This is a genomic window from Halomonas sp. H33-56 (genome assembly GCF_040147035.1).
GTDB lineage: Bacteria > Pseudomonadota > Gammaproteobacteria > Pseudomonadales > Halomonadaceae > Halomonas > Halomonas litopenaei.
Genome location: NZ_JAMSHP010000001.1, coordinates 1 through 24,741 on the forward strand (window position 1 = coordinate 1; position 24,741 = coordinate 24,741).

At 63.6% G+C, this 24,741-nt stretch carries 18 protein-coding genes; 10 read left to right on the top strand and 8 right to left on the bottom strand.

Annotated elements, in window-relative coordinates; translation table 11 throughout:
- The 4 genes from dnaA to gyrB form a co-directional block, all read left to right on the top strand.
- The coding region (gene dnaA, locus NFH98_RS00005; RefSeq protein WP_349622079.1) for a chromosomal replication initiator protein DnaA at window positions 1-1,476 on the top strand (1,476 nt) is incomplete at its 5' end.
- Window positions 1,477-1,536: 60 nt separating this feature from the next.
- Window positions 1,537-2,640, top strand: coding sequence for a DNA polymerase III subunit beta (dnaN, locus tag NFH98_RS00010; RefSeq protein ID WP_045995089.1), 1,104 nt, complete (start codon window positions 1,537-1,539; stop codon window positions 2,638-2,640).
- Window positions 2,641-2,668: 28 nt separating this feature from the next.
- The gene (gene recF / locus NFH98_RS00015; RefSeq protein ID WP_349622080.1) at window positions 2,669-3,799 is read left to right on the top strand and encodes a DNA replication/repair protein RecF; all 1,131 of its coding nucleotides are present in this window, start codon (window positions 2,669-2,671) and stop codon (window positions 3,797-3,799) included.
- Complete coding sequence (gyrB, locus tag NFH98_RS00020; RefSeq protein WP_045995091.1) at window positions 3,796-6,216, top strand: DNA topoisomerase (ATP-hydrolyzing) subunit B; 2,421 nt, start codon at window positions 3,796-3,798, stop codon at window positions 6,214-6,216. Before recF ends, gyrB begins: the two co-directional genes overlap by 4 nt.
- 1,305 nt (window positions 6,217-7,521) lie before the next feature.
- Here the strand turns inward: gyrB and gmhB are convergent.
- Together gmhB and NFH98_RS00030 are read right to left on the bottom strand one after the other, a co-directional pair.
- Window positions 7,522-8,091 carry a D-glycero-beta-D-manno-heptose 1,7-bisphosphate 7-phosphatase gene (gene gmhB, locus NFH98_RS00025; protein WP_349622081.1) on the bottom strand — a complete coding sequence of 190 codons (570 nt, stop codon included), beginning with the start codon at window positions 8,089-8,091 and terminating at the stop codon, window positions 7,522-7,524.
- A 476-nt stretch (window positions 8,092-8,567) separates the two neighbouring features.
- Window positions 8,568-9,527 (bottom strand): LysR family transcriptional regulator, encoded by a 960-nt coding sequence (locus NFH98_RS00030; protein WP_349622082.1) that lies wholly within the window; start codon window positions 9,525-9,527, stop codon window positions 8,568-8,570.
- 205 nt (window positions 9,528-9,732) lie between these two features.
- On the opposite strand from NFH98_RS00030, the gene NFH98_RS00035 reads away from it, so the two are divergent.
- A complete protein-coding gene (locus tag NFH98_RS00035; RefSeq protein ID WP_349622083.1) occupies window positions 9,733-10,899 on the top strand; it encodes a zinc-binding dehydrogenase in 1,167 nt (388 codons plus the stop codon).
- A gap of 403 nt (window positions 10,900-11,302) precedes the next feature.
- Here the strand turns inward: NFH98_RS00035 and glyS are convergent, their stop codons facing one another.
- Together glyS and glyQ are read right to left on the bottom strand one after the other, a co-directional pair.
- Window positions 11,303-13,369, bottom strand: a complete 2,067-nt coding sequence (glyS, locus tag NFH98_RS00040; protein ID WP_349622084.1) for a glycine--tRNA ligase subunit beta — start codon at window positions 13,367-13,369, stop codon at window positions 11,303-11,305.
- Between the two features lie 2 nt (window positions 13,370-13,371).
- Complete coding sequence (glyQ, locus tag NFH98_RS00045; protein WP_108131941.1) at window positions 13,372-14,334, bottom strand: glycine--tRNA ligase subunit alpha; 963 nt, start codon at window positions 14,332-14,334, stop codon at window positions 13,372-13,374.
- A gap of 92 nt (window positions 14,335-14,426) precedes the next feature.
- Here glyQ and rfaD point away from each other — a divergent pair, with 92 nt between their 5' ends.
- Both rfaD and waaF read left to right on the top strand, forming a co-directional pair.
- Window positions 14,427-15,383: an ADP-glyceromanno-heptose 6-epimerase gene (gene rfaD / locus NFH98_RS00050; RefSeq protein ID WP_108131940.1), complete on the top strand. Its 957-nt coding sequence runs from the start codon at window positions 14,427-14,429 to the stop codon at window positions 15,381-15,383.
- A complete protein-coding gene (waaF, locus tag NFH98_RS00055; protein WP_502878735.1) occupies window positions 15,376-16,449 on the top strand; it encodes a lipopolysaccharide heptosyltransferase II in 1,074 nt (357 codons plus the stop codon). Before rfaD ends, waaF begins: the two co-directional genes overlap by 8 nt.
- Before the next feature lie 111 nt (window positions 16,450-16,560).
- Here the strand turns inward: waaF and NFH98_RS00060 are convergent, their stop codons facing one another.
- The 3 genes from NFH98_RS00060 to NFH98_RS00070 all read right to left on the bottom strand — a co-directional run bounded on the left by NFH98_RS00060 (window position 16,561) and on the right by NFH98_RS00070 (window position 20,194).
- Window positions 16,561-18,195: a sulfatase-like hydrolase/transferase gene (locus NFH98_RS00060; protein ID WP_108131939.1), complete on the bottom strand. Its 1,635-nt coding sequence runs from the start codon at window positions 18,193-18,195 to the stop codon at window positions 16,561-16,563.
- Between the two features lie 40 nt (window positions 18,196-18,235).
- Window positions 18,236-18,994, bottom strand: coding sequence for a glycosyltransferase family 2 protein (locus NFH98_RS00065; RefSeq protein WP_045990973.1), 759 nt, complete (start codon window positions 18,992-18,994; stop codon window positions 18,236-18,238).
- A gap of 87 nt (window positions 18,995-19,081) precedes the next feature.
- Complete coding sequence (locus NFH98_RS00070; RefSeq protein ID WP_213229453.1) at window positions 19,082-20,194, bottom strand: glycosyltransferase family 9 protein; 1,113 nt, start codon at window positions 20,192-20,194, stop codon at window positions 19,082-19,084.
- A 38-nt stretch (window positions 20,195-20,232) separates the two neighbouring features.
- On the opposite strand from NFH98_RS00070, the gene NFH98_RS00075 reads away from it, so the two are divergent.
- Window positions 20,233-21,378: a glycosyltransferase family 4 protein gene (locus NFH98_RS00075; protein WP_349622085.1), complete on the top strand. Its 1,146-nt coding sequence runs from the start codon at window positions 20,233-20,235 to the stop codon at window positions 21,376-21,378.
- A 112-nt stretch (window positions 21,379-21,490) separates the two neighbouring features.
- Here the strand turns inward: NFH98_RS00075 and NFH98_RS00080 are convergent, their stop codons facing one another.
- Window positions 21,491-22,213 (bottom strand): 3-deoxy-D-manno-octulosonic acid kinase, encoded by a 723-nt coding sequence (locus NFH98_RS00080; protein ID WP_349622086.1) that lies wholly within the window; start codon window positions 22,211-22,213, stop codon window positions 21,491-21,493.
- Between NFH98_RS00080 and NFH98_RS00085 the strand changes: the two genes are divergently transcribed.
- Window positions 22,212-23,321, top strand: coding sequence for a glycosyltransferase family 9 protein (locus NFH98_RS00085; RefSeq protein WP_349622087.1), 1,110 nt, complete (start codon window positions 22,212-22,214; stop codon window positions 23,319-23,321). The genes NFH98_RS00080 and NFH98_RS00085 overlap by 2 nt on opposite strands.
- Window positions 23,311-24,741, top strand: a complete 1,431-nt coding sequence (gene hldE, locus NFH98_RS00090) for a bifunctional D-glycero-beta-D-manno-heptose-7-phosphate kinase/D-glycero-beta-D-manno-heptose 1-phosphate adenylyltransferase HldE (protein WP_045990977.1) — start codon at window positions 23,311-23,313, stop codon at window positions 24,739-24,741. Before NFH98_RS00085 ends, hldE begins: the two co-directional genes overlap by 11 nt.

The following is a 24,741-nucleotide window of genomic DNA, read 5'->3' on the forward strand; positions in this document are numbered from 1 at the left end:
GTGTCGCTCGCTCTCTGGCAACAGTGTCTACAAACCCTTCAGGATGAACTGAGCTCGCAGCAGTTCAACACCTGGATTCGCCCTCTGCAGGCGGAAGAAGGGGAGTCCAATCAGCTCAGGCTGCTGGCACCCAACCGCTTCGTGCGCGATTGGGTCAGTGACAAGTACGCCAAGCGTATCAGTGAACTGATGCGGGAGTTGGCGCCGGCCAAGCCGCCCAAGGTGATGCTGACGGTGGGCAGTCGTCGTGCTGCGCCGGCCCCACCCCAGACTCGCGAACTCGGCGATCCTGTCTCCGCCGCTCCGGCCCGCTCGGCGGCCGTGCACACCAGCTCCCGCGGCGATGTGGGGGATGAGCGCGAGGTCGACCGCCTGCGCGACGAAGGCGGTGAGGCGCCGGTCACGCGTCCACCCGGTGGTGAGCGTCAGGTTCAGGTCGAGGGCAGTCTCAAGCACTCCAGTGGCCTGAATCCCAACTTCACCTTCGAGACGTTTGTCGAGGGCAAGTCCAACCAGCTTGCCAGGGCGGCATCCCGCCAGGTGTCGGAGAACCCAGGGGGAGCCTACAACCCGCTGTTTCTGTATGGTGGCGTCGGCCTCGGTAAGACCCACCTGATGCATGCGGTGGGCAATGCCCTGGCGGGGCGTCGCGAGAACGCTCGGGTGGTGTATCTTCACTCGGAGCGCTTCGTCGCCGATATGGTCAAGGCCCTTCAGCTCAACGCCATCAATGACTTCAAGCGCTTCTATCGCAGCGTCGACGCGCTGTTGATCGATGACATCCAGTTCTTCGCCGGCAAGGAGCGCTCCCAGGAGGAGTTCTTCCACACCTTCAATGCCTTGCTTGAGGGTGGCCAGCAGATGATCCTGACCTCGGATCGCTATCCGAAGGAAATCAGCGGCGTCGAGGAGCGCCTCAAGTCCCGTTTTGGCTGGGGGCTGACGGTGGCGATAGAGCCGCCTGAGCTCGAGACTCGGGTGGCGATCCTGATGAAGAAGGCCGACCAGGCCAAGGTGGATCTACCCCATGATGCGGCTTTCTTCATTGCCCAGAAGATTCGCTCCAACGTGCGTGAACTGGAAGGGGCGCTGAAGAAGGTCATCGCCGATTCCCACTTCATGGGCAAGTCGATCACCCAGGACTTCATCCGCGAATCGCTCAAGGATCTGCTCGCTCTGCAGGACAAGCAGGTAGGCGTGGACAACATCCAGCGTACCGTGGCGGAGTACTACAAGATCAAGCTGGCGGACCTGCTGTCCAAGCGGCGTTCACGCTCCGTGGCGCGCCCGCGACAGGTCGCCATGGCCCTGGCCAAGGAACTGACCAATCACAGTCTTCCGGAAATCGGCGACGCCTTCGGCGGCCGAGACCATACCACCGTGCTACATGCCTGTCGCAAGGTGCAGGCGCTGCAGGAAGAAAGCGCCGATATTCGTGAAGACTACAAGAATCTGTTGCGGCTTTTGACCAGTTAACGTCTCTACGTCATCAACCGCGTGACCGTCTCACTCTCCCGGACAAGAAGTGGAGCCGACATGAAATTTTCCATCTCCCGCGAAGCGCTGCTGCGCCCGCTGACGCTGGTGGCCGGTGTGGTCGAGCGCCGTCAGACGTTACCGGTGCTCTCCAACGTGCTGATCCAGGTCGAACAGGACGAGGTCGCCTTGACCGGCACCGACCTGGAAGTCGAACTGGTCGGCCGTACCGTGGCCAGCCAGGTGGATGAGCCTGGCGCCATCACGGTGCCCGCGCGCAAGCTGATGGACATCTGCAAGTCCTTGCCAGACCAGTCCGAGCTGGAGCTGTCCATCGAGGACGGGCGGGCCGTGCTGCGCAGTGGCCGTTCACGCTTTACCCTGTCCACGCTTCCGGTCGCCGAGTTTCCGAATATTGAAGATGGTCAGAGCAGTGTCGAACTGGCGTTGCCGCGGGGGACCCTCAAGCAGCTGATCGACGCCACCTCGTTCGCCATGGCGCAGCAGGACGTTCGCTACTATCTGAATGGCTTGCTGCTGGAGTTCGCCCCGAACCTGGTCCGCACCGTGGCTACCGACGGCCACCGCCTGGCGGTCAGCTCTCGCCCCGTGGAGATTAACATTGAGTCGGCCCAGAAGCTGATCGTTCCGCGCAAGGGTGTACTCGAACTGGTACGGCTGCTCGACGATTCAGAAGAGCCTGTCAGCCTGACCCTGGGCTCTACCCATATCCGTGCTCACACCGGGGACTTCACCTTCACCTCCAAGCTGGTGGACGGCAAGTTCCCGGACTACGAGCGGGTCGTGCCCAAGGGCGGCGACAAGGTCTTCATCGCCGAACGTTCGGAGTTGCGCCAGGTGCTGTCGCGTACCGCCATCCTCTCCAACGAGAAGTACCGTGGGGTACGGCTGAATCTGGAAGAGGGCAACCTGAGGGTGATGGCCAACAACCCGGAGCAGGAAGAGGCCGAGGAAAACATCGCCATCGAATACAGCGGGCCGGCCATGGAGATCGGCTTCAACGTCGGCTATCTGATCGATGTGCTCAACGCCGTGGGTGAGGATCGCGTGCAGATGACGCTGGGCGATCCCAACAGCAGCGCGCTGATGGAAGAACCCGGTGGCGGCGATGCCCTCTATGTCGTGATGCCGATGCGCCTGTGACGGTATTCGTTGCCAGCAAGGCCTTTCCATGGCGCTAGACCGCTTGATGTTTCAAGGCCTGCGAAACTTGCAGGCCTTTGATATTTCACCATCTTCTGGGATCAACCTGATCACTGGAAGCAATGGCAGCGGCAAGACCAGCCTGCTCGAAGGTATCCACCTGCTGGGCATGGGGCGGTCCTTTCGGGCGCGTCGGCTGTCCCAGGTGCTCCACCACGATGCTGACGCCCTTGTCCTGCATGGCCGCCTTGCCGGTGATCCCCCTGTATCGATAGGTTTGCGCCGCCTGCGTCAGGATCGCGAATTGACGCTGCGCATTGGCGGTGAGCGACTCGACAGGGTGTCTCGTCTGGTGGAGACCCTGCCTCTGCAGTTGATTAACCCCGACGCCTTCCGCCTGCTGGAGGGATCTCCCGCCGGCAGGAGGGAGTTCCTGGATTGGGGAGTGTTTCACGTGAAACATGACTTCCTGCAGGCCTGGCAGCGTTTCCGTCGCGCCCTGAAACATCGGAATGCCCTGCTCAGGCATGGTAGAATGGAGCCTCAATCCCTGTCAGTGTGGGAGCATGAGCTGGCGCTTTCGGGCGAGCGCATGGACATCCTACGCAGGGAATGGATCGATACCTTTATCCCGGTATTCGAGGAAACGCTGGAAGGGCTGATTTCACTGCCATCGCTGACGCTACGCTATAGCCGTGGCTGGGATCGACAGCGAGATCTGGCCGAGGTGCTCGAGCAGGGACGCGACACCGATCGTCAGATGGGATTTACCCAGCAGGGGCCCCAGCGAGCGGATCTGGCGATTCGACTCGGCAAACGACCAGCGGTCGAAGTGCTTTCACGAGGACAACAGAAACTCGTCGTGAGCGCACTGAAGCTTGCCCAGGGACGGTTACTCGAGAAGATGACAGGCAGGACCTGTCTCTACTTGATCGACGATCTGCCCGCCGAACTGGACCAGAACCACCGAAGGATCTTTTGCCAGTGGCTGGAGCGGATGCGCTGCCAGGCCTTCATCACCAGCGTGGATCACGAGGTACTGGCCGACCTGTGGCAACCCGATACGCCGATGGCAATGTTTCACGTGAAACAAGACGCTGACGGCTTCGGCCAGCTGCAGGCCATAGACAGACAGACTTCACGACGGAGTGGTCAATGAGCGAACATGCTTACGACTCATCGAGCATCAAGGTACTGAAAGGCCTGGATGCCGTACGCAAGCGGCCCGGGATGTACATCGGCGATACCGATGATGGTACCGGCCTGCATCACATGGTGTTCGAGCTGGTGGACAACTCCATCGACGAAGCGCTGGCCGGCCACTGTAGCGAGATCAGGGTGATCATCCATCCGGATGAGTCGATCACCGTCAGTGACAATGGTCGTGGCATTCCTACCGATATTCATGAAGAGGAAGGCGTATCGGCGGCCGAAGTGATCATGACGGTGTTGCACGCGGGCGGTAAGTTCGATGACAACTCCTACAAGGTATCTGGCGGCCTGCACGGCGTCGGTGTCTCGGTGGTCAATGCGCTGTCTGAAGAGCTCAAGCTGACCATCTGGCGTGCCGGCAAGGTCCACGAGCAGATCTATCGTCACGGTGTCCCCGAGTCGCCGCTGGCTGTGGTGGGGCAGACCGAGCAGACCGGTTCGCGGGTGCACTTCCGTCCGTCTCCCGAGACCTTCGCCAATATCGAGTTTCACTACGATATTCTGGCCAAGCGTCTGCGTGAGCTGTCGTTTCTGAATTCTGGTGTGGCTATCCGCCTGCTGGACGAGCGTAGCGGCAAGGAAGAGCTGTTTCACTATGAAGGTGGCCTGAAGGCCTTCGTCGACCACCTCAACACCAACAAGACCGTTCTCAACCCCGTCTTCCACTTCAACGTGGAGCGGGAAGATGGCGTGGCGGTCGAGGTGGCGATGCAGTGGAACGATACCTTCGCCGAGAACATCTTCTGCTACACCAACAACATCCCTCAGCGGGATGGCGGTACCCACCTGGCCGGTTTCCGCGCTTCACTGACTCGTACGCTCAATCACTATATTGAAGCGGAAGGGTTGCTGAAGAAGACCAAGGTGAACACCTCCGGTGACGACGCCCGTGAGGGCCTGACCGCGATCATCTCGGTCAAGGTGCCGGACCCGAAGTTTTCCTCCCAGACCAAGGACAAGCTGGTCTCTTCCGAGGTGAAAACTGCGGTAGAGCAGGAGCTTGGGCGGTCTTTCTCAGAGTATCTGGTAGAGAAACCCAACGAAGCCAAGGCCATCGTCAACAAGATGCTGGACGCTGCCAGGGCCCGCGAGGCGGCGCGCAAGGCGCGCGATATGACCCGCCGCAAGGGCGCCCTGGACATCGCAGGGCTGCCCGGCAAGCTGGCCGACTGTCAGGAAAAGGACCCCGGTCTGTCCGAACTCTACCTGGTCGAGGGTGACTCGGCCGGGGGTAGTGCCAAGCAGGGGCGTGATCGGCGTACCCAGGCTATCCTGCCGCTCAAGGGCAAGATCCTCAACGTCGAGAAGGCACGCTTCGACAAGATGCTGTCGTCTGCGGAAGTCGGGACGCTCATCACTGCCCTGGGCTGCGGTATCGGCCGTGAGGAGTTCAATCCGGACAAGCTGCGCTATCACTCGATCATCATCATGACCGATGCGGACGTGGACGGTTCGCATATTCGTACCCTGCTGTTGACGTTCTTCTTCCGTCAGATGGCGGAGTTGATCGAGCGCGGCCATGTGTTTATCGCCCAGCCGCCGCTGTACAAGATCAAGCGTGGCAAGCAGGAGCTCTACCTCAAGGATGAGCAGGCGATGATCGACTACCTGACCACCACCGCCCTGGACGGAGCGCGGTTGTGCGTCAGCGAAGATGCGCCAGGAATCAGCGGGGCTCAGCTCGAGACTCTGGTGAACCAGTACCGTGATGTGATGAAGCGCATCGATCGTCTGTCGCGGGTCTATCCCAGCGAGGTGCTGCGCAAGATCGTCCATGCGGCACATCTTGACGGCGAAAACAGCCTCCGTGATCGCGGCACCATGCAGAACTGGATCGAGTTCCTGCAGAAGGAAATGGACGATCTGGTGGCCTACGAGGGTGGACCGCGTTACACCTTCTCGTTGCAGGAAGACAATGAACGCGGGTTCTTCCTGCCGGCGGTAACCTTGATTGCCCATGGCGTGACCACCGACTACGTCTGGGGCCTGGACTTCTTCACCAGCGCCGACTATCGCGCCATCGCTGGCCTCGGTGAGACGCTGGATGGGCTGCTGGAAGAGAGCGCCTATATCGCACGTGGTGAGCGCAAGAAGCCGGTCAAGACCTTCTATGAGGCCCTGGATTGGCTGATGAACGAGGCACAGCGTGGTCTGTCGATCCAGCGCTACAAGGGCCTGGGCGAGATGAACCCGGAGCAGTTGTGGGAAACCACCATGGATCCCAATACGCGTCGGATGCTGCGGGTTTCCATCGAAGATGCCGTTGCCGCCGACATGATGTTCAACACCCTGATGGGTGATGAAGTCGAACCGCGTCGTGACTTTATCGAGCGCAACGCTCTGGTGGCCAATCTGGACATCTAGCGCAGCAGGAAGTCCCAGGCCCATGGCCTCGATGTTTCACGTGAAACATCTCGCGACAGAACCCCGATCTTCAGGATCGGGGTTTTTTCTTTTTTAGTATCAGTAGTTTGCCAGCGGCCGAATGGTTGGATGGCTGGGTGGCTGGTTTCTTGAAAGGCCCGCTATGAGAGGGCGGGGTGCACCAGGCTTCTATTGCCATCCGGCGAGGGTGTAATCGCGAATGAGCAGATACACATCTGACCGCACGCCATTGGCTGTGGTCGGAAAATTCTGCTGGCGAACGCGGTGAGTGGGTGGTGAGTGGGCGCGGTGTGTCCGGCGATGGAAGTCGGTGGACGTAGCTGGATGTCAGTAGAGGAAAGACGACGGCGCGGTGTCCCATGGCGGTTGCATGGTGGGCCGGCGCTTGCGGACAGCGTCGGGCCTGCACGTTTCACGTGAAACATCTGGCGATATAAGGTCCAGCTGCTCAAGCCAGGACTCACGCCTCTTTGATATCAAATGTCTGGTCGATATCAGCATTCGTGCCGGGTACGGGAGGCTATCCGAGCTTCAGGAAGATACTCGGAGGAAGGTATCTGGCTTGCGCGATCACATGTGAAGTGGTCGAACGATGCGGCGTATCGATTTTCTTGGCCTCATCTTGCAGAAGGGGATGGAAGGAGGGAATCAGAAAGGGAGGGCTGGAGGTGTTGTTGGAAGGAGCTGTTGGAAGGGGTGGTGGCAAGGGGTGGTAACAGACGAGATCGCACGACAAGCCAACGTCGAGCTGCGTCTGTGGCCTCGCTCCTCCGCAACGTTTCACGTGAAACATCACGGCATCAGGCCTGAGCTTCCAAGGCTGGGACCACTGTATCTTGCTAGCTGTGTCTTGCTACCTGCATCTTGTTGTCCGCGTCTTGTTATCCACGTCAGGTGTTCCGCCTCCTGCTATTTGGACTCGATGAGTCTCACGCTTCAGACTGGATGCCTTGGTGGTCGCACTATATGGAACGTGCGGGAACCTGTCCGGGGGGCTCTGTGATAATGGAGGGGGCTCGATACATTGCACTCGTAGTCATCACGGAAAGACCGACATTTGAGCACCACGACCTCCCGGGCGGGTAAGTCGTAAGAGCTTTCCCGTGCTCTAACCTGTTGTTTGGACGTTGATATACGAAGAATGCGAGCCGCCATGTTTCACGTGAAACATGGGGCTCGGCAGTTGCAGACAGATGAAGGGAGAGCTAAGTCAGCGCCCAGGCTTGTAGGCTCGCCGAGGGGTGGCGAGGGGTGACGAGGGGGCGAGCCTGATGCAGGGTGCTTTCAGGTATCCAGGTTTCCTTGCAGCAGTTGGTCGACAAAACCAGCGAGATCGTCATAGACCTCTGCCTCGCTGTCGGTCCGGCCAAGTTCTGGATGCTTGGCTAGTGTGCGCTCGCCCTTGCCGGTGCGCACCAATGCAAGGCGGCAAGCCATGGCAGCGCCTGCCTCGAGATCCCGGTAGCTGTCGCCCACCATCCAGGCACCTTCCAGGCTGTCGAGTGCAAGCGCATCCTGAATCTGGCGGAGCAGACCGGGCAAGGGCTTGCGGCAATCACAGCGATCCTCGCTAATGTGAGGGCAGTAGGCGATATGCTCGATTCGACCGCCTTCGGCCTCCACCAGACTCAGCATCCTGGTGTGCATGGACTCCAGCGTCGCCTCATCGTAGTAGCCTCGCGCGATGCCTGACTGGTTGGTGGCAACAGCGACGGTCCAGCCCTGTTGGGACAAACGGGCGATGGCGGTGATGGCGCTGGGGTAGGGGACCCACTCGGCGAGCGACTTGATGTAGTTGTCGGAGTCCTGATTGATCACTCCGTCACGGTCGAGAATGACGAGTCGTGGGGCCATGGGTCTACCTGGTCTATGCGATGGGTAAGGGTGGTTGCTGTCACGTAATCGACCCAGTGTAGGGGCATGTTTCACGTGAAACAATCAGGTGCTGACGAGGCCGTGTCTGTGGCCCAGGTCGCAGTTTTTACCAACCCCGCCGCTGTGGCTGCCTGTCTCACCCTTTGCAGTGGAAGCTCGTGCTATTCCCCCCATGTCGAGGGCGTAACAAGGGTCTCATGCAAGCCCTTTCCAGCGATAACCATTCCAGGTTCTACCGTACTCAGTGAGCCAGGGATCGCGCGATCCCTGCCCCCTTAGCTGTCGCTGGCAACACCCTAGGGCTTGTCTGAAAAGTGCCTGCGCTCGGTAATACGGCGTTAAAAATCGGCTGGTGCGCCAGCCCGGTCAAAATGCTCATTTACACCCCGTAAACTGCGCTTTCTCACCGATTTTTGCCTTGTCTAACCTTCGCTCGTCGACTTTTCGGACAGCGCCTAGTCCAAAAGTGGTGGCGACGTAGTGTCGGTGTCCAAGCCTGTCGCGCCGGCTGTCGCCAGTGCTGTGGGTATCGAGTCCTTCAGGTGATCGAGCAATGCTCGTACCCGCATTGGAGGATCCCGTCCTGGAAGCAGCGCATGGATGCTGATGTCTGGCAGCGACCAGTCCTCGAGCACGGGGAGCAACCTGCCGGCTTCCAGCGAGGCCCCGACGATGGAACGGGAGGTATGAAGGATGCCGATACCTGCCTCTGCCGCGATCACCAGTGCGTGCCCATAGTTCGCTCTGTAGCTTCCGCTGACCGGTACGTTGTGAACCTCGTCGCCACGGCGAAGTGGCCAGCGCTGAATACCCTGGAACCGTGTGTAGTGAAGGCAGTTGTGGTGCAGCAGGTCCAGTGGGTGACGCGGTACACCCTGGCGTTGAAGATAGGCCCTCGACGCCACCAGCATGCGCTGATCTGCGGCCAAGGGATGGGCGACCAAGCGAGAGTTCTCGAGCACCCCGACTCGCACTGCCAGATCGTGCCCGGACGAGGCGATATCGACAAAGCGATCGTCGAAGTCAGCGTCCACTTCAATGTCTGGATGACGATCGAGAAATTCGGGGAGGAAGGGCGCAATATGGATTCGGCCGAAATTGACCGGTAGTGATAGGCGGATCAGTCCTCGCGGTCGGTCACTGATGTCCTGCAAGGTATCCGCCGCCTTGTCGAGTAACCGTAGAGCAGGGACGGCGCGTTCCAGGTAGGTGCGGCCCGCCAGGGTCAGGGAAACCTCACGGGTGGTCCGGTGCAACAGCTTCGTCCCGAGTCGGGACTCCAGCGCATCGAGGCGGCGACTGACCGCGCCGCTGGTGAGGTTGAGCTGCTCGCCGGCCGCGCGCAGTGAGCCATATCTTGCCACTTCAACCAGGGCAAGCAGTCCAGCGACCAGTGTGTCGTGATGGGATGGCATGGTGCACTCTCGTCCAGAGGCAGGGGGTTGGTCATTGCACGAGTCGCCATGGGGCCAGGGGCGATGGGCACCGGTGCGGCGCGAGACGGCTCTGACTCGGGGCCTGATTGTTGAGTCTAGCGCAAGACAGTACTCCGTGAGCTTCGCTACTGCGCTGGTCTCGGACGGGCCAGGATAGGGGAAGACCAACGAGGAGGTTGTTCCCATGTTACTGGAAGCTCGACTACGCCCATTGGTATCGCTACGTCACTTTCGTCAATTCCGCTCTGACAGGGTGGGGCCTGAAGGAATCCATGAATACCAGGTAGCACGTCGTGACCTGGCCAGCGAAGAAGTGCGTCTCAGGGTCGCTGCGGTGGGGCTGAACTACCGCGACAGGGCGCTGCAGGACGGCAGCTATCTGCCGCAGATGCCACGCCCCTTCGTGCCGCTGTCAGAAGGCTCTGGGGTGGTGCTGGAAACGGGAAGGGATGTCGTTGATCTCGCGGTGGGACAACCGGTGCTCGGCCACTACACCATCGATTGGATATCTGGTGCTTTCAAGGAGTCCTATCACGCCTCAAAGCTGGGCGGTCCTGGTGATGGCTGGTTGTCGGAGGAGGTCATCGTTCCGCGTCGTGCGCTGGTTGCCGTGCCATCTGGCTGGCGGCTCGAGGAAGCCGCTGCATTGGCGATCTCCGGCGTCACGGCCTGGAAGTCGCTTGGCGACCTGGATGAGCTGCAGGGCCGCTACCTGCTGTTGGCGGGAACCGGCAACGTGTCGCTGCATGCCCTGCAGATGGCGGCGGCTGCTGGTGCTCGGCCTATTGTGGTGACGTCGCGACCCGCTCTGGCATCACGGCTCATGGATTTAGGGGCGGTCGCGGTGATCGGTCGGGAGGGCGGGGCGGCCGACGTGGCGTCCCAGGTGATGGCCATCACCGAGTCGGTGGGCGTAGGGCGTGCCATCGATGTGGTGGGCGGGCAGTTTCTGGTCGATGCCATTCTGCCGTCAATGGCTACCAATGGGCGTATCGCCCTGGTGGGCTTTCTCGAGAGTGGCCGTGTCGAGGGTGATCTTGTGGGACCGGCGATTCGCAAGTTGCTGCATCTGGAAGGGATCAGCGTCGGCAGCCGTGACGATCTGGAGGCCATGCTCCGTTATATGGATCGCCACGGACTCAGGCCCGCTATCGGACGTCGCCTGAGCGCCGACGACTTGCCTGAGTGGCTCGCCAACGGCGCCGTTGGCAGTGGCTTGCGTTCGGGCACCGTCGGCGACCGTCACCCGAGCGCGGGCCTGCCGGCAACGGACTCGCAAGACAATGATCTCGAACTGGGCAAGACGGTAGTGATCATGGATCAGCGGCTGGCGGAAAGTATCGCTGAGTAAAGCGGCGGAATCGGGGCGCAGAGTAAAGCGGCGGAGTCGGGGCGCCAAGAAAAGCAGCGGTCGTGAGGCTCAGGGCTCGCGTCGGGGTACAAGCTCCAGGCGGCGTACTGGAGGTACATCAAGCGGGGTGGGTTTCACGTGAAACATTGTCGCCGCCGGCGCTTTCTATCTGGGTAATGTTCCACGTGAAACGTCGGTGGCGAGTGCCACTCCGCATGGCCAGGTTTGACTCTCCAGGCGACATCCCATTGGCTCACTCCAGTGTTCGTAGCGGCCGTGGTATCCCCTATGAAGGGCTCAGGAGCTTTGGGGCCGTGGGGCAGTGGGCCAGGCGGGCTCAGCCTGTCGATATAAAAAAGGCCGGCCCCTTGCGGGGCCGGCCTCGTTACCACCAGGGGCAGGATTACTGCTGCAGTTCGGCGATATCCGCTACTTCGAGGAACAGCGCCTGGAGGCTTGCCAGCAGGGCCAGACGATTGGCACGAACGGCTTCGTCCTCGGCCATGACCATCACCTGGTCAAAGAAGGCATCCACCGGTGCCCGAAGGCTTGCCAGCACGTCCAGAGCGTCGCTGTAGCGGGCTTGCTGGAACAGCGGAGCGACCTGCTCCTGGCAAGCTGCCACGGCGTTCTTGAGGGCCTTCTCGGCGTCCTCGGAGAGCAGGCTCTCGTCGACCTGGGTGCGTCCATCGTGATCCTGCTTGGACAGGATGTTGCCGACACGCTTGTTGGCGGCGGCCAGGGCGGCGGCTTCATCACGCGTGGCGAATTGCGCCACGGCGCGCAGGCGACGGGCGAAGTCCAGCGGGCGGGTCACCGGGCGTGCACGTACCGCCAGGTAAACCTCGGCACCGATCCCTTCGTCCTGGGCCCAGGCACGGAAGCGATCGAGCATGTAGCCAAGGACGTCATCGACCAGGCCGTCTGCCTTGGGCAGCGCCTCATGCTGAGCCACGGCCAGCTCGAGCAGCTCGCGCAGGTCCAGATCCAGCTCACCCTTGACCAGGATATTGAGCACGCCGATGGAAGCGCGGCGCAGGGCGAAGGGGTCCTTGGTACCGCTGGGGCGCTGGCCGATGCCGAAGATCCCTGTGATGGTATCCAGGCGATCGGCGATGGCCAGGGCCTGACCGGTCAGGGTCTGGGGGATGGCGTCGCTGGCAAACCGCGGCAGGTACTGTTCTTCCAGCGCGCGTGCGACCTCGGCGTCTTCGCCATCGTGCTCGGCGTAGTAGCGCCCCATGATGCCCTGAAGCTCCGGGAACTCGAGCACCATTTCGGTGACCAGATCACACTTGGCCAGGGCCGCAGCACGGCGAGCGCGGGACTCGTCACCGCCGGTCCGGCTGGCGATGTGCGCGGCCACGTTGGCACTGCGTTTGGCCTTGTCGGCGAGGGTCCCGAGCTGCTTCTGGAACACCACGCTGGAGAGGCCCTCGATGCGCTCGGCGAGCGGGCGTTTGCGGTCGGTCTCGTAGAAGAAGGCGGCATCGGCCAGACGAGGGCGAATCACCTTCTCGTTGCCGGCGATGACCTTGTCCGGCTCGCGGCTGTCGATATTGGACACGGTAATGAAGGCGGGCTTGAGCTTGCCGTCCGCATCCAGCAGGTGGAAGTACTTCTGGTTGGCCTTCATCGACGAGATCAGGCATTCCGCCGGCACCTCGAGGAAACGCTCGTCGAAGCTGCCGGTCAGCGCCACCGGCCACTCGACCAGACCGCTGACTTCTTCCAGCAGGTCCTCGTCGATGACGGCGGTGGCTTCGAGCAGTTCTGCCTCGGCCAGTACCTGTTCGCGAATGCGCTCGCGACGCTTGCTGCGATCGGCCAGCACCCAGGCATCCTCCAGGGCACCGAGGTAGTCGTCGGCATGTTTCAGGGCGATGGCCTCGGGGGCGTGGAAGCGGTGTCCGCGGGTCTCGCGGCCGGCCTCAAGGCCCAGCACCGTGGCGGGTACGATCTGGTCGCCGTAGAGCGCCACCAGCCAATGAACCGGGCGGGAGAACTCGATGCGGGAAGCGCCCCAGCGCATGTTCTTGGGCACCGGCAGGGCCGCCACAGCCTTGTCGATGATGGCGGGCAGCAGGGCGACGGTGGCCTCGCCCTGTTGCTGTTCGCGGTAGCCGAGCCAGGTGCCCTTGTCGGTCTCCAGATGGATGAGTTCATCGACGCTGACGCCGCAGGAGCGAGCAAACCCCTGGGCTGCCTTGGTTGGCTCGCCATCCTTGAAGGCTGCCGCCAGGGCAGGGCCGCGTTTTTCGACGTCGCGGTCGGGCTGTTTGTCGGCCAGTGCCTCGACCCGTACCGCCAGCCGGCGGGGGGAGGCGTAGGCGGTGACGCCCTGGAAGTCGACGCCGGCATCGGCGAGGCCGCGACGCACGCCCTCGGCGAAGGCGTCGGAGAGAGTGTCGATGGCTCCCGGCGGAAGTTCTTCCACGCCGAGTTCAAGCAAGAGGGTGTGGGCGGCCATGCTTATGCGTCTCCCTGTGCGGCAAGGGGTTCGTCGTCGAGAAGTTCACGTCGCAGCGCTTCCGGGGCCAGCGGGAAACCGGCCGCCTTGCGTGAGGCGTAGTAGGCGTGGGCCACGTCGCGGGCCATGGTGCGCACGCGCAGGATATAGCGCTGGCGTTCGGTGACCGAGATGGCGTGACGGGCGTCGAGCATATTGAAGGTGTGGGAGGCCTTGAGTACCTGCTCGTAGGCCGGCAGCGGCAGGTTGGCGGCGAGCAGCTTCTGGCACTCGCTTTCCTGGTGGTCGAAGTTGCCGAACAGGGCGTCCACGTCGGCATGCTCGAAGTTGTAGGTGGACTGCTCGCGCTCGTTCTGCAGGTAGACGTCACCGTAGGTAACGCGGGAGCCGTCGGGTGCGATGGTCCATACCAGGTCGTAGACGCTGTCCACGTCCTGAAGGTACATGGCGATACGCTCGAGGCCGTAGGTCAGCTCACCGGTGACCGGGAAGCACTCGATGCCGCCGGCCTGCTGGAAGTAGGTGAACTGGGTCACCTCCATGCCGTTGAGCCAGACCTCCCAGCCGAGTCCCCAGGCACCCAGGGTCGGTGACTCCCAGTTGTCCTCGACGAAGCGGATGTCGTGGACCAGCGGGTCGATGCCGAGACGCTCAAGCGACCCCAGATACAGTTCCTGGAGGTTGGCCGGGGAGGGCTTCATGACCACCTGGAACTGGTAGTAGTGCTGCAGGCGATTGGGGTTTTCGCCGTAGCGGCCATCGGTAGGACGGCGAGACGGCTGAACGTACGCCGAGTTCCAGGTTTCGGGTCCGATGGAGCGCAGGAAGGTGGCCGGGTGAAAGGTGCCCGCACCGACTTCCATGTCCAGCGGCTGCATGATCACGCAGCCCTGTTCGGCCCAGTACTGTTGCAGGGCGAGGATCAGGCCCTGGAAGGTTGCCACGTCTGGCGTCGACTGTGTCATTGGGAAGCACCGTTGGCCATGAATTCACGAGCCGTCAAGTATACAATCACAGGCAATTCGGTTATAGGCACAGCGCCAACAGAGGTTTTCCCATGATCGTAGTGACAGGCGGAGCCGGCTTCATCGGTTCAAATCTGGTCAAGGCCCTCAATGACCGGGGGCGCACCGACATCCTGGTGGTGGATGACCTGCGGGACGGCACCAAGTTCGTCAACCTGGCGGACCTGACCCTCGGGGACTACATGGACAAGGACGAGTTCCTGTCCCGGGTGAAGGCCCACATGCGCGGCGAGCTGAACCAGCTTCCGCCCATCGAGGCGATCTTCCACGAAGGTGCCTGCTCGGACACCACCGAGTGGGATGGACGCTTCATGCTGGAGAACAACTTCACCTACTCCAAGGAGCTTTTGCACTTCTGCGAGCAGGAGGGCATTCCCTTCCTCTACGCCTCGTCGGCGGCCACCTACGGCGGCAGCGAGGTGTTCGTGGAGTCCCCCGAGCACGAGAAGCCGCTCAACGTCTACGGCTACTCAAAGCTGCTGTTCGACCAGTACGTGCGCTCGCGCCAGGCCGAACTCAAGACCCAGGTGGTGGGCTTTCGCTACTTCAACGTCTACGGCCCCCGCGAGCAGCACAAGGGCAAGATGTCCAGCGTGGCCTTCCATCACCACACCCAGATCAGCGCCGGCGAGAACCTGCGCCTGTTCGGCGCCTGGGACGGCTACGACGCGGGCATGCAGAGCCGTGACTTTGTCTATGTCGGCGACGTGGTCGACGTCAATCTGTGGTTTCTGGACAACCCCGAGGTGTCGGGAATCTACAACCTCGGTACCGGCCGCGCCGAGCCGTTCAAGACCATCGGCGAGACGGTCATCGACTTCTACGGCAAGGGCCGCATCGACTACATCGACTTCCCGGAAGAGCTCAAGGGGCGCTACCAGAGCTACACCCGTGCCGATATCTCGCGGCTGCGCGAGGCCGGCTACGACAAGGAATTCCACACCGTGGCCGAGGGCGTGACCCGCTACCTGGAGTGGTTGAATGGCTGAAGCTGTGCCGGTCATGGCGCAGCCGCGGCTGGCGGGCCAGCGGCTGTTGGTGGTCGGTCCCAGCTGGGTCGGTGACATGGTCATGGCCCAGGGGTTGTTCAAGGCGCTGAAGCAGCAGGGCGCCGCCGCCCTGGCGGTGGTGGCACCTGCCTGGTCGAGGCCGATCCTCGAGCGCATGGATGAGGTCGACGAAGTCGTCGAGCTGGCCGTCGGACACGGCGTCTTCGGCTTTTCCGCCCGACGACGGCTGGCCAGGTCGCTCAAGGGACGCTTCGATCATGCCATCGTGCTGCCGCGTTCCTGGAAGTCGGCACTGGTGCCTTTTCTGGCGCGGATACCCAGGCGAACCGGGTTCACCGGGGAGCACCGTTTTGGCCTGTTGAGCGAGCGCCGTGAGCTGCAGCGCGACGTGCTCGACCAGACCGTCAAACGCTTCGTCTCGCTGGGGCTGCCGGCGGACGCTGCCGCTGCCGGCGACTTCGAGATCCCCCAGCCACAGCTGCGTCAGGACGTGGCCAACCTGACGCGGTTGCATGATGAACATCGACTCGGCGTGCGTCCTGCCATTGGCCTGATGCCAGGGGCGGAATATGGCCCCGCCAAGCAGTGGCCGCTGGCCTACTTCCATCGCCTGGCCGGGGAGCTGATTGCTCAAGGGTTCGAGGTAAGGGTGCTGGGTGGGCCCAAGGATCACGCGGCGGGCGAGGAGATCGTGACCGGTCTCGAGCATGCCCATAACCTGTGTGGCGAGACCCGCCTGGAGGATGCCGTCGACCTGCTTGGCGACTGTCGTCAGGTGGTGACCAATGACTCCGGGTTGATGCATGTGGCCGCCGCGGTAGGGACGCGTATCCAGGCGATCTATGGCTCCTCGTCGCCGGCCTATACGCCGCCGCTGACCGACAACGCCCGGATTCACTATCTGGCTTTGTCCTGCTCGCCCTGCTTCGAGCGACATTGCCCGCTCGGGCATACCAACTGCCTCAAGCAGATCACTGTGGACAGCGTGCTGGAGGCGATCCTGACAGACGAGGCCCCGAACCGGATCGACGCCAGCAACGAGTGATCCGGGGCAAGGTGTCGTCTGTGAAGCCTTGTCCAGCCGTCCTGGTCGTCATCCAGGCGCCCTGTCGCCAGCTACTCTTCATATGGGCGCCCAGGCAGGTAGACGCCAAGGTCAAGGCTGCTGGGGCGCCTCGGGCGGGCTGTCGGGCTGTCCGTCGTTGCGATACGCCGGGGCCAGGCCTTGCCACAAGCGCTGCTGCAGCGCGGTTTCTTCACGCATGTACCCGTTGAGTGCTTCCAGGCCGTAGCGTTCGGCCAGGGTCGGATCGTTCGAGAACAGCGAGACGCCCAGTCCGGCGCGGTGCCAGTCGATGGTGAAGCCCATCGCCTCCAGCAGCGTCGGCAGGGTGTCCATGGTGGTGGCGGTGGTCGAGATGCGTTGGGGCGTCAGCGCATTGCCCATCATCATCAGGGTGTTGGTGCGAGGCGTCTGAATCAGCTGATCCCAGGCCGAGACACGCATGGTCAGATGGTCACTGGCAATCACCACCAGGGTGTCCTCCAGCAGCCCCTGGTCGCCAAGGCGCTGGATCAGCCGGCGGGTCAGCCAGGCCGAGCATTTCACCGCGTACAGGATATCCACACCATCGTGCTCGCCCTGATTGGCCTGGCAGGCCCTGGCCGGATAGCCCGCCGGGGCGTGGGCGGTCAGATTGAGCACGGTCAGGTTCCAGGGACCGTCCTGACGATCCAGGCGCTTTGCTTCCTCTTCCGCCATGGCGTACAGACTGTCGTCGTAGAGGCCCCAGCTATTGAGGTAGTCCGGGTCGTCGAGGCGGCCTGCAAGCTGCTCGCGCCCCAGCACGCGGTCGTAGGCGTGGTCTTCGTAGAACAGCCCCTTGCCGGCGAATTCAGTGCTGGCGCCGCCCATGAAGGTCTGGCGGTAGCCAAGCCCCGCGAGCAGATCTCCCAGGCAGGCGACTCCGGGTACCACGTGGTGCAGTGGCTCGAACTGGCTGTCGTGGAGCAGGCCGGCGGGCATCAGCGGCGTGCCGCACTGGCTGGCGATCATGCCGGCCATGGTCCAGCCGGTGTTGTCGAGCTGGCGAACGTTGTCGAACACCACCGCATCCGCTTCCAAGGCGGCCAGGTCGGCGTAGGCGTCGCCGAAGCGGGCCTCGTCGGCGTAGGTACGCTCGAGGCTCTCCAGGTAGATCAACAGCAGGTTGGGGGGCTGCGGCGGCGCCTTGAGGATCACCGGCTCGACGTAGCGACGCTCCAGCCAGGTGCCGGGATCGGTGACCACCGCCGCGCCGCGCTGGCCCATGGAGTAGAACATCGGATTGGCGACCAGCAGCACGAAGGCCAGCCAGTGGTCCCAGCGTTGCCAGCGGTAGTCGGCTCGCACCAGCCAGGTGTAGGCCGCCAGAATCAGCAACATGGCTGCGGTGTACAGTATCGCCGCCACGCTGCGCTCGCTGCCGCCGTGCTTGGCAATGCCCGCCTGCAGGTGGAAATAGACCGCGCCCATGTCCACCTGGCCGAAGCTGTTGGCCAGGTAGACGTAGATGCCCCAGAAGGCCAGTGGCGCCAGCGCCCAGGGGATCACCTGCACCCGCAGTCGTGGTGGAGGTGGCGCGCCCCAGCGTTTCCATCCGGCCAGGGCACACCACACCAGTGCCGGCAGCGGCAGGCACCAGCCGGGCAGCCGGGTGACCATGACCAGGGCATGGCCCACGGACAGGCCGAGAATCAGATGGACGGCCCAGCGAAGCCAGGTCGAAGTGGCGGGGCGGTGCAGGGGCATGATCGAGGCGCCAGGTGTCGTTCCGTGAAACCGATACGAATCAGCGATCGGCTCGCTCGTTCTCGTACAGTTCGTTCAGCTTTGCATACTTCATGTACGCATGGAATGCCGTCGTGATGGCGACGGTCATGCCATCCTGGCCCTGCAGCAGCCCGCCCTTGAGCACCAGCTTGCGCAGCATGGCGGTCATCGCGTGTAGCGTGGGACGAGTCGACGAGGGGGTGACACCACGTTCCTTCATCGCCCAGGCGTCGCGGGTCGACAGTTGATCGATGCGCTGCATCCAGTGGGACAGGTCACGGTAGGTGAAGTGACGCAGATGGGCGTCCACGTCGACCACCTCCGGTGCCTGGACCGAGGAGTGCGCCTTCTTGGGCAGATAGCCCGAGGTGGTGCGGTTGTACAGCCGGGTCACCGGGTCCGGGTAGAACCCCGCCGCGCGAATCCAGTGGCGGCCGGCGAAGTTGCGACGCTTGAAGCGGTAGGCCTTGCGCGGGTCGTCCAGCGACAGCTCGCGAATCGCCGCCACGGCGTCGTCGTCCAGGCGCTCGTCGGCATCCAGCGCCAGGATCCAGTCATGTGACGCCTGAGGGACGGCGAAGGCCTTCTGCGGACCATCGCCCAGATAGGGCTGATGGATCACTCTAGCGCCGGCGGCCTCGGCCAGGGCAACGGTGTCATCGCTGCTGCCGGAATCGACCACGATCACCTCGTCGCACACCGGAGCCAGCGAAGCGATGGCCTCCTCGACGTTGTCCTGCTCGTTGAGGGTAATGATGATGCCGGTAATCGGGGTCATGGGGCCTGCCTATACGAAGGGCTTGATGGGGTGCTGGTGCCAACAACCGATACGCTGTGGCGAGTGGGATGCGCCTATACGCTGTTGCTATGCCGTCGACCGATGGTGGTTGACCTTCCTCAGGCGCGCTGCAGTGGCGGCGGCGGCGGCCTCCAGGTCGATGGCCGACATGTCCTGGTGAGCGGCATCCGTCGGCGGATGAAACGCCAGTCGCCGATCGGCGTCGTTGCAGGTCTGCCAGCGCAGCGGGGTGGCCGAGCGATGGGACGGGTAGAAGCCGACGGTGATCAGGTTGAGACAGCCTGCCACGTGCAGCGGGCCGGTGGAACCCGCGATAAAGGCGTCGGCCGCCGCCAGACTGCGAGCGAAGTCGGCGAGCCCTGCGCAGGCCGGCTGTCGGTAAGCACTGAGCCCAGCCTCGTCCAGCGTCTTGACCAGGGCATCGGCCACGGCTTCTTCGCCGGGGCCGGCGGTAAGTATCCAGTGGGGCGGACGCTCACCCGACTCGGCCAGGCGCCGATCGATACCCTGTGCAAGCCCGGCGTAAGCCTCGGGAGTCAGGTTGACCGCCGAGCCGCCGCTGCCCGGGTGCAGGAACACCCAAGGGCGCGTGTCGTCGAGTCCCAGCGCCTGGCCCAGCGCGCTACGCTGAGCGTCACGTTGTTGCGGGGCCAGGGGCCAGTAGGGGGGCGCGGGGTGCTGTTGCGACGGCTGTCCTGACGAGAGTCCCAGCGCCTGAATCATGGCCTCGGCCAGTTCCAGGTTGTAGATGTATTCAGGCTTGGCCGAACGGGATCTGCGCTGGGTGACGCGACGGTTGTAGAATAGCTGGGCCCACTTGGTGGCTGGCGCCATGCGCAGGGGGATCCCCGAGCGAAGGCCGAGCCAGCCGATGCGGGTGGTGGAGTAGAGCGTCAGCATCGCCGTGAAACCGCCCTGGCGCAGTGTCGCCAGCAGGGCACGCTGGGCATCCTTCGGCGCCTGTTCACCCGGGTCGATGACGACGTCGTCGATCCACGGACAGAGCCTTGCCATCGGCGCCGTATAGGCGGGTACCAGCACGCTGACATGAGGGGCGGGCTTGGCCTTCTTGAGGGCGGCGAGTGCTGGCCAGGCGAGCATGAAATCGCCAAGCTTGTCGTTGCGTACCACCAGCAGTCGAGGGGCACGAGCGTCGGCCGAGGCCGTCGTTGCTGTCATTTGGGCTCCCGAGCCCCGCTATCGGAAAGGAGACCACCTTGAGTCACAAGGTCATGCACATCTGCCTGTCGGACGGCTGGGGCGGACTGGAAATGTATCCTTCGAGGATTATACCGGAGCTTGCCGCTCAGGGGTGGCAGGTGCATGCCCTGGCACTGGGCGACTCGCGGGTGGCCAGGAGCCTCGATGATGCCGGGGTGCCGACGCTGACTGCCCGCTCCAGAGGCTCGGCGCTTTTCGGTGTGCGCCGGTGGCTTGAGTACCTGGCCCGTCACGACATCCGCCTGTTGCACTGCCACAAGTCCAGCGACCTGCGCCTGGCAGCCCTGCTGGCGACCTTGCGGCCGCGGCTAAAGGTGGTGTTCACCGACCATATGGGGGTCACCCGGCCGAAGCAGGACCTGTATCACCGCTGGGCCTACGGACGGGTGTCGCGGCTGTTGTCCATCAGCGAGGCGACCCGGCGACGTAACGTCAAGGCCTTCGCCCTGCCGGCCGAGCGTATCCAGCGTCTGTATCTGGGGATCGACCCGGCGCCGCTGGCGCCGCGTCTGGACGCCGGCGAGCGGCGCGCCCTGCGCACAAGCCTCGGGCTGCCGGCGTCGGCCACCACCATCGGGGTGGCGGGGCGACTGACGCCTGGCAAGGGGCAGCGGGTGTTCGTCGAGGCCCTGGCGAGACTGATCGCCGAGCATCCGGCGCTCGATGTCCATGGGGTCATCATCGGTGGACTCAGCGCCGAGGAGGGCAGTCGTGAGGAGTACGTGGCCGAGCTCGAGGCGCTGGTCGCCGAGCAGGGACTGTCGCAGCGCATCACCTTTACCGGCTTTCGGCGTGACCTGGCGCGGTTGTTCGAGGTGCTCGACGTGGTCTGTGTGCCGTCGCGCAACGAGGCCTTCGGCCTGACCGTGATCGAGGCCATGGCCGCCGGCAAGGCGGTGATCGGTTCGCGTAGTGGCGCCATCCCCGAGTTGATCGACGCTCACAGTGGCCGCCTGGCAGACCCCGAATCCGCCACCGAGTGGGCCGCCGCCATGCTGGAGTTGGCGCAAGATGGCGAGCTCAGGCGACGTCTGGGCGAAGAGGCGCGACGTCGGGTCAAGCAGCACTTCCTGCTGTCGCAGCATGTTGAGGGGCTGACTCAGGTCTATGACGACGTGCTCGCTGGCCGGCCTGCCGTCTGACGAGTGACACCGCTTGCTCAGAGAGGTGAGTAAGCGGCCGCTATCGCTGTAGACGTTGCTGTATAAGTGTTCTGGAGCCGAGAATCGATTACAGGCCGCTATCGGTCACAGGCTAGGCGTCGCTATAGCCGCGGCGGATCTCTTCGAGTGCCTGCTGGGCCGACGTCTCGTCGACGCAGAAGCGGGCCAGCGAACGTCCCAGTCGCGCCAGATTGCCCTCGCGCCATTTGCCAGGGGCGCGCAGGCGACAGCGGTCCAGGTCGATCAGCCAGACCCGGTCGCTGTCGTCGACCAGCAGGTTGCGGGCGTTGAGGTCGACATGGTCGAGGCCATGATCGTGGAAGCGTCGGATGACCTGGCCCACTTCATGGAGCAGGCCCGGGGCCAGGTCACCGGCACCGAGATGCTCTGCCAACGCTCGGGTGGCCGGCAGGCGTTCGGTAATCAGCGCGGCCTCGTAGCTTGGGCCATGACGAACGACGCCTCCCAGCACCGGCCGCGGCACCGGCAGGCCGGCCTGGTAAAGCCGTGCCGTCAGACGCACTTCGCGAAAGGCGCGACTGCGTTCGAGCCCGGTCCACAGGTAACGGGAGGTCGATAGCCGGGCGACGAGACCGCCGCGGCGGTAGGGCCGCAGCACCCACTGACGATCGCCCACCTCGAGAAACAGACTCTGGCCGCGACCCGGCGCCTGTCCGGTCACCAGGCCTGCCTCGCGCCAGTATTCTGGCGCCAGCAGAGCGGGTCCGATTTGTGGCCGCGGTACAGCGTCACATAAACTGGTGGCATCGTATAAAATGCCCACCTTTCCTGACTGATACGTTGCCAACCGCATGAAGCATCCTCTGCCCGCTCGTCCTGCCCACATCGGCGTGCTGCGTCTCTCTGCCCTGGGAGACGTGTGCAATCTGGTGCCCACGGTTCGAGCCCTGCAGCGCCAATGGCCCGAGGCGCGGATCACCTGGATCGTCGGCAAGGGCGAATACAGTCTACTGACCGGCCTGTCAGGGGTCGAGTTCGTCGTCTACGACAAGTCGACCGGCCTCAAGGGCATGCGGGCGCTATGGCGCGAGCTGGCCGATACCCGCTTCGACGTGCTGCTGCACATGCAGCAGGCACTTAGAGCCAGCGTGCTGTCGCTGGGACTCAAGGCCAAGGTGCGGGTGGGCTTCGACCCGGCGCGGGCCAAGGACCGTCAGTACTGGTTCACGCATCGTCAGCTGGCCCCGCGTGAGCGGGCCCACGTGCTGGAGTCGTTCATGGACTTCGCGCGCCTGCTGGGAGTCGAGGATACCTCGCTGGAGTGGCGACTGCCGGTGCCGGACAGCGCCTACGCCGAGGCCTGGGAGCTCACCGGCGACAGCGCCTACCTGTTGATCAGTCCTTGTGCCAATCCGCGCCTGCGCAACTTTCGCAACTGGTCGGCGGAAGGCTACGCCGCCGTGGTGGAGCACGCCTGGACCCAGTTTGGTCTGAAGACGGTGATGACCGGGGGCGGTAGTACCCAGGAGCGTGAGATGGGCTCGCGCATTCAGTCGCTGTGTCACCCCGAGGCGGTGATCGACGCCATCGGCGCCACCTCGCTCAAGGGGCTGCTGGCGCTGATCGATCGCGCCCGGGTGGTGATCGCCCCGGATTCCGGCCCGGTACACATGGCCAACGCCCTGGCTACCCCGGTGGTGGGCCTGTTTGCCACCACCAACCCCGATCGCGCCGCGCCCTACCTGTGGCGCGACTACGTGGTCAATCGCTACCCTGACGCCGTACGGGAGTTCCTCCAGGCGGATCCCGACACCATCACCTGGGGTCAGCGGGTACGCCATCCCGATGCGATGTCGCTGATTCGCGCCGACGACGTGATCGAGCGACTCGATACCCTGCTCGCCGACACCGCCTCGCAACACCGCTCCGACCTCGATAAGGAGTCACCCGATGAAGCTTGATCTGACCGCGCTTGAGCGCTCCCGCGTGCTGGTGGTGGGCGACGTCATGCTGGACCGCTACTGGCACGGCGGCACCTCCCGGATATCGCCGGAGGCCCCGGTGCCGGTGGTGCGCGTGGAAGAGTGCGAGGATCGTCCGGGCGGTGCCGCCAACGTGGCGTTGAACATCGCCTCCCTGGGCGCCCACGCGGCGTTGGCCGGACTGGTCGGTGATGATGACAATGCCGACCGTCTGACCGCGCGCCTGGAGGAGGTGGGAGTAAGTACTCACTTTCACCGTACTCCCGGCATGCCCACGATTACCAAGCTCAGGGTGATGAGCCGTAACCAGCAGTTGATCCGGCTGGACTTCGAGGATGGACTCGACAAGATCGACACCTCGGAGCTGGCGCCCAGGCTGATCGAGGCCACCGACAACTTCGACCTGATCATCCTGTCCGACTACGGCAAGGGCACCCTGGCCAACGTCGAGATGGTGATCCCGGAAATGCGCCGGGCCGGCAAGCGGGTGCTGGTGGACCCCAAGGGCAGCGATTTCCGGCGCTATCGTGGTGCCAGCGTGATCACCCCCAACCTGGCCGAGTTCGAGGCGGTGGTCGGGCCCTGCCCCAGCGACGATATCCTGGCCACCAAGGGCGAGGCGCTGCGCGAGGAGCTCGAGCTCGAGGCGCTGTTGATCACCCGTAGCGAGAAGGGCATGACGCTGATTCGCGAAGGCCATGACCCCTTGCACCTGCCGACCCGGGCCCGTGAGGTCTACGACGTCACCGGTGCCGGCGACACCGTGATCGCGGTGCTCGGCCTGGCGCTGGCCGCCGGCCACGGCTTCGCCGAGGCCATGACCCTATCCAATCTGGCGGCGGGTCTGGTGGTGGCCAAGCCCGGCACCGCGACGCTGTCCATCGCCGAGCTCTACACCGCGCTGCACGGCGACAAGCTGGCCGAATTCGGCGTTATCGAGGAATCACCGCTGGTGCTGGCGGTGCGCGCCGCCCAGGCCCGTGGCGAGCGAGTGGTGATGACCAACGGCTGCTTCGACATTCTTCATGCCGGCCACGTGGCCTACCTGGAGCACGCCCGCCAGCTCGGTGACCGGCTGATCGTGGCGGTCAACGACGACGCCTCGATCCGTCGGCTCAAGGGCCCCAAGCGGCCGATCAATCCGCTCAATCGCCGCATGCAGGTGCTGGCCGGGCTCGGCGCGGTGGACTGGGTGGTGCCCTTCGCCGAGGATACGCCGGCTCGCTTGATCGAATCGGTGCTGCCGGACGTGCTGGTCAAGGGCGGGGACTACCGGCCCGAGGATATCGCCGGCGGCGAAGCGGTGCGTGACGCCGGGGGCGAGGTCAAGGTGCTCGGCTTCGAGGATGGTGTCTCGACCACCGCCATGATCTCGACCATCCTCGATCGCGAGAGCTGA

Coding starts and splice junctions, on each gene's coding strand:
- NFH98_RS00065 (WP_045990973.1), bottom strand. CDS start 18,994: ATGACCCCGATTACCGGCATCATCATTACCCTCAACGAGCAGGACAAC.
- waaF (WP_502878735.1), top strand. CDS start 15,376: ATGGCTGAAGCTGTGCCGGTCATGGCGCAGCCGCGGCTGGCGGGCCAG.
- NFH98_RS00070 (WP_213229453.1), bottom strand. CDS start 20,194: ATGACAGCAACGACGGCCTCGGCCGACGCTCGTGCCCCTCGACTGCTG.
- glyS (WP_349622084.1), bottom strand. CDS start 13,369: ATGGCCGCCCACACCCTCTTGCTTGAACTCGGCGTGGAAGAACTTCCG.
- gyrB (WP_045995091.1), top strand. CDS start 3,796: ATGAGCGAACATGCTTACGACTCATCGAGCATCAAGGTACTGAAAGGC.
- gmhB (WP_349622081.1), bottom strand. CDS start 8,091: ATGGCCCCACGACTCGTCATTCTCGACCGTGACGGAGTGATCAATCAG.
- NFH98_RS00060 (WP_108131939.1), bottom strand. CDS start 18,195: ATGCCCCTGCACCGCCCCGCCACTTCGACCTGGCTTCGCTGGGCCGTC.
- NFH98_RS00030 (WP_349622082.1), bottom strand. CDS start 9,527: ATGCCATCCCATCACGACACACTGGTCGCTGGACTGCTTGCCCTGGTT.
- NFH98_RS00035 (WP_349622083.1), top strand. CDS start 9,733: ATGTTACTGGAAGCTCGACTACGCCCATTGGTATCGCTACGTCACTTT.
- NFH98_RS00085 (WP_349622087.1), top strand. CDS start 22,212: ATGAAGCATCCTCTGCCCGCTCGTCCTGCCCACATCGGCGTGCTGCGT.
- rfaD (WP_108131940.1), top strand. CDS start 14,427: ATGATCGTAGTGACAGGCGGAGCCGGCTTCATCGGTTCAAATCTGGTC.
- hldE (WP_045990977.1), top strand. CDS start 23,311: ATGAAGCTTGATCTGACCGCGCTTGAGCGCTCCCGCGTGCTGGTGGTG.
- recF (WP_349622080.1), top strand. CDS start 2,669: ATGGCGCTAGACCGCTTGATGTTTCAAGGCCTGCGAAACTTGCAGGCC.
- glyQ (WP_108131941.1), bottom strand. CDS start 14,334: ATGACACAGTCGACGCCAGACGTGGCAACCTTCCAGGGCCTGATCCTC.
- NFH98_RS00080 (WP_349622086.1), bottom strand. CDS start 22,213: ATGCGGTTGGCAACGTATCAGTCAGGAAAGGTGGGCATTTTATACGAT.
- dnaN (WP_045995089.1), top strand. CDS start 1,537: ATGAAATTTTCCATCTCCCGCGAAGCGCTGCTGCGCCCGCTGACGCTG.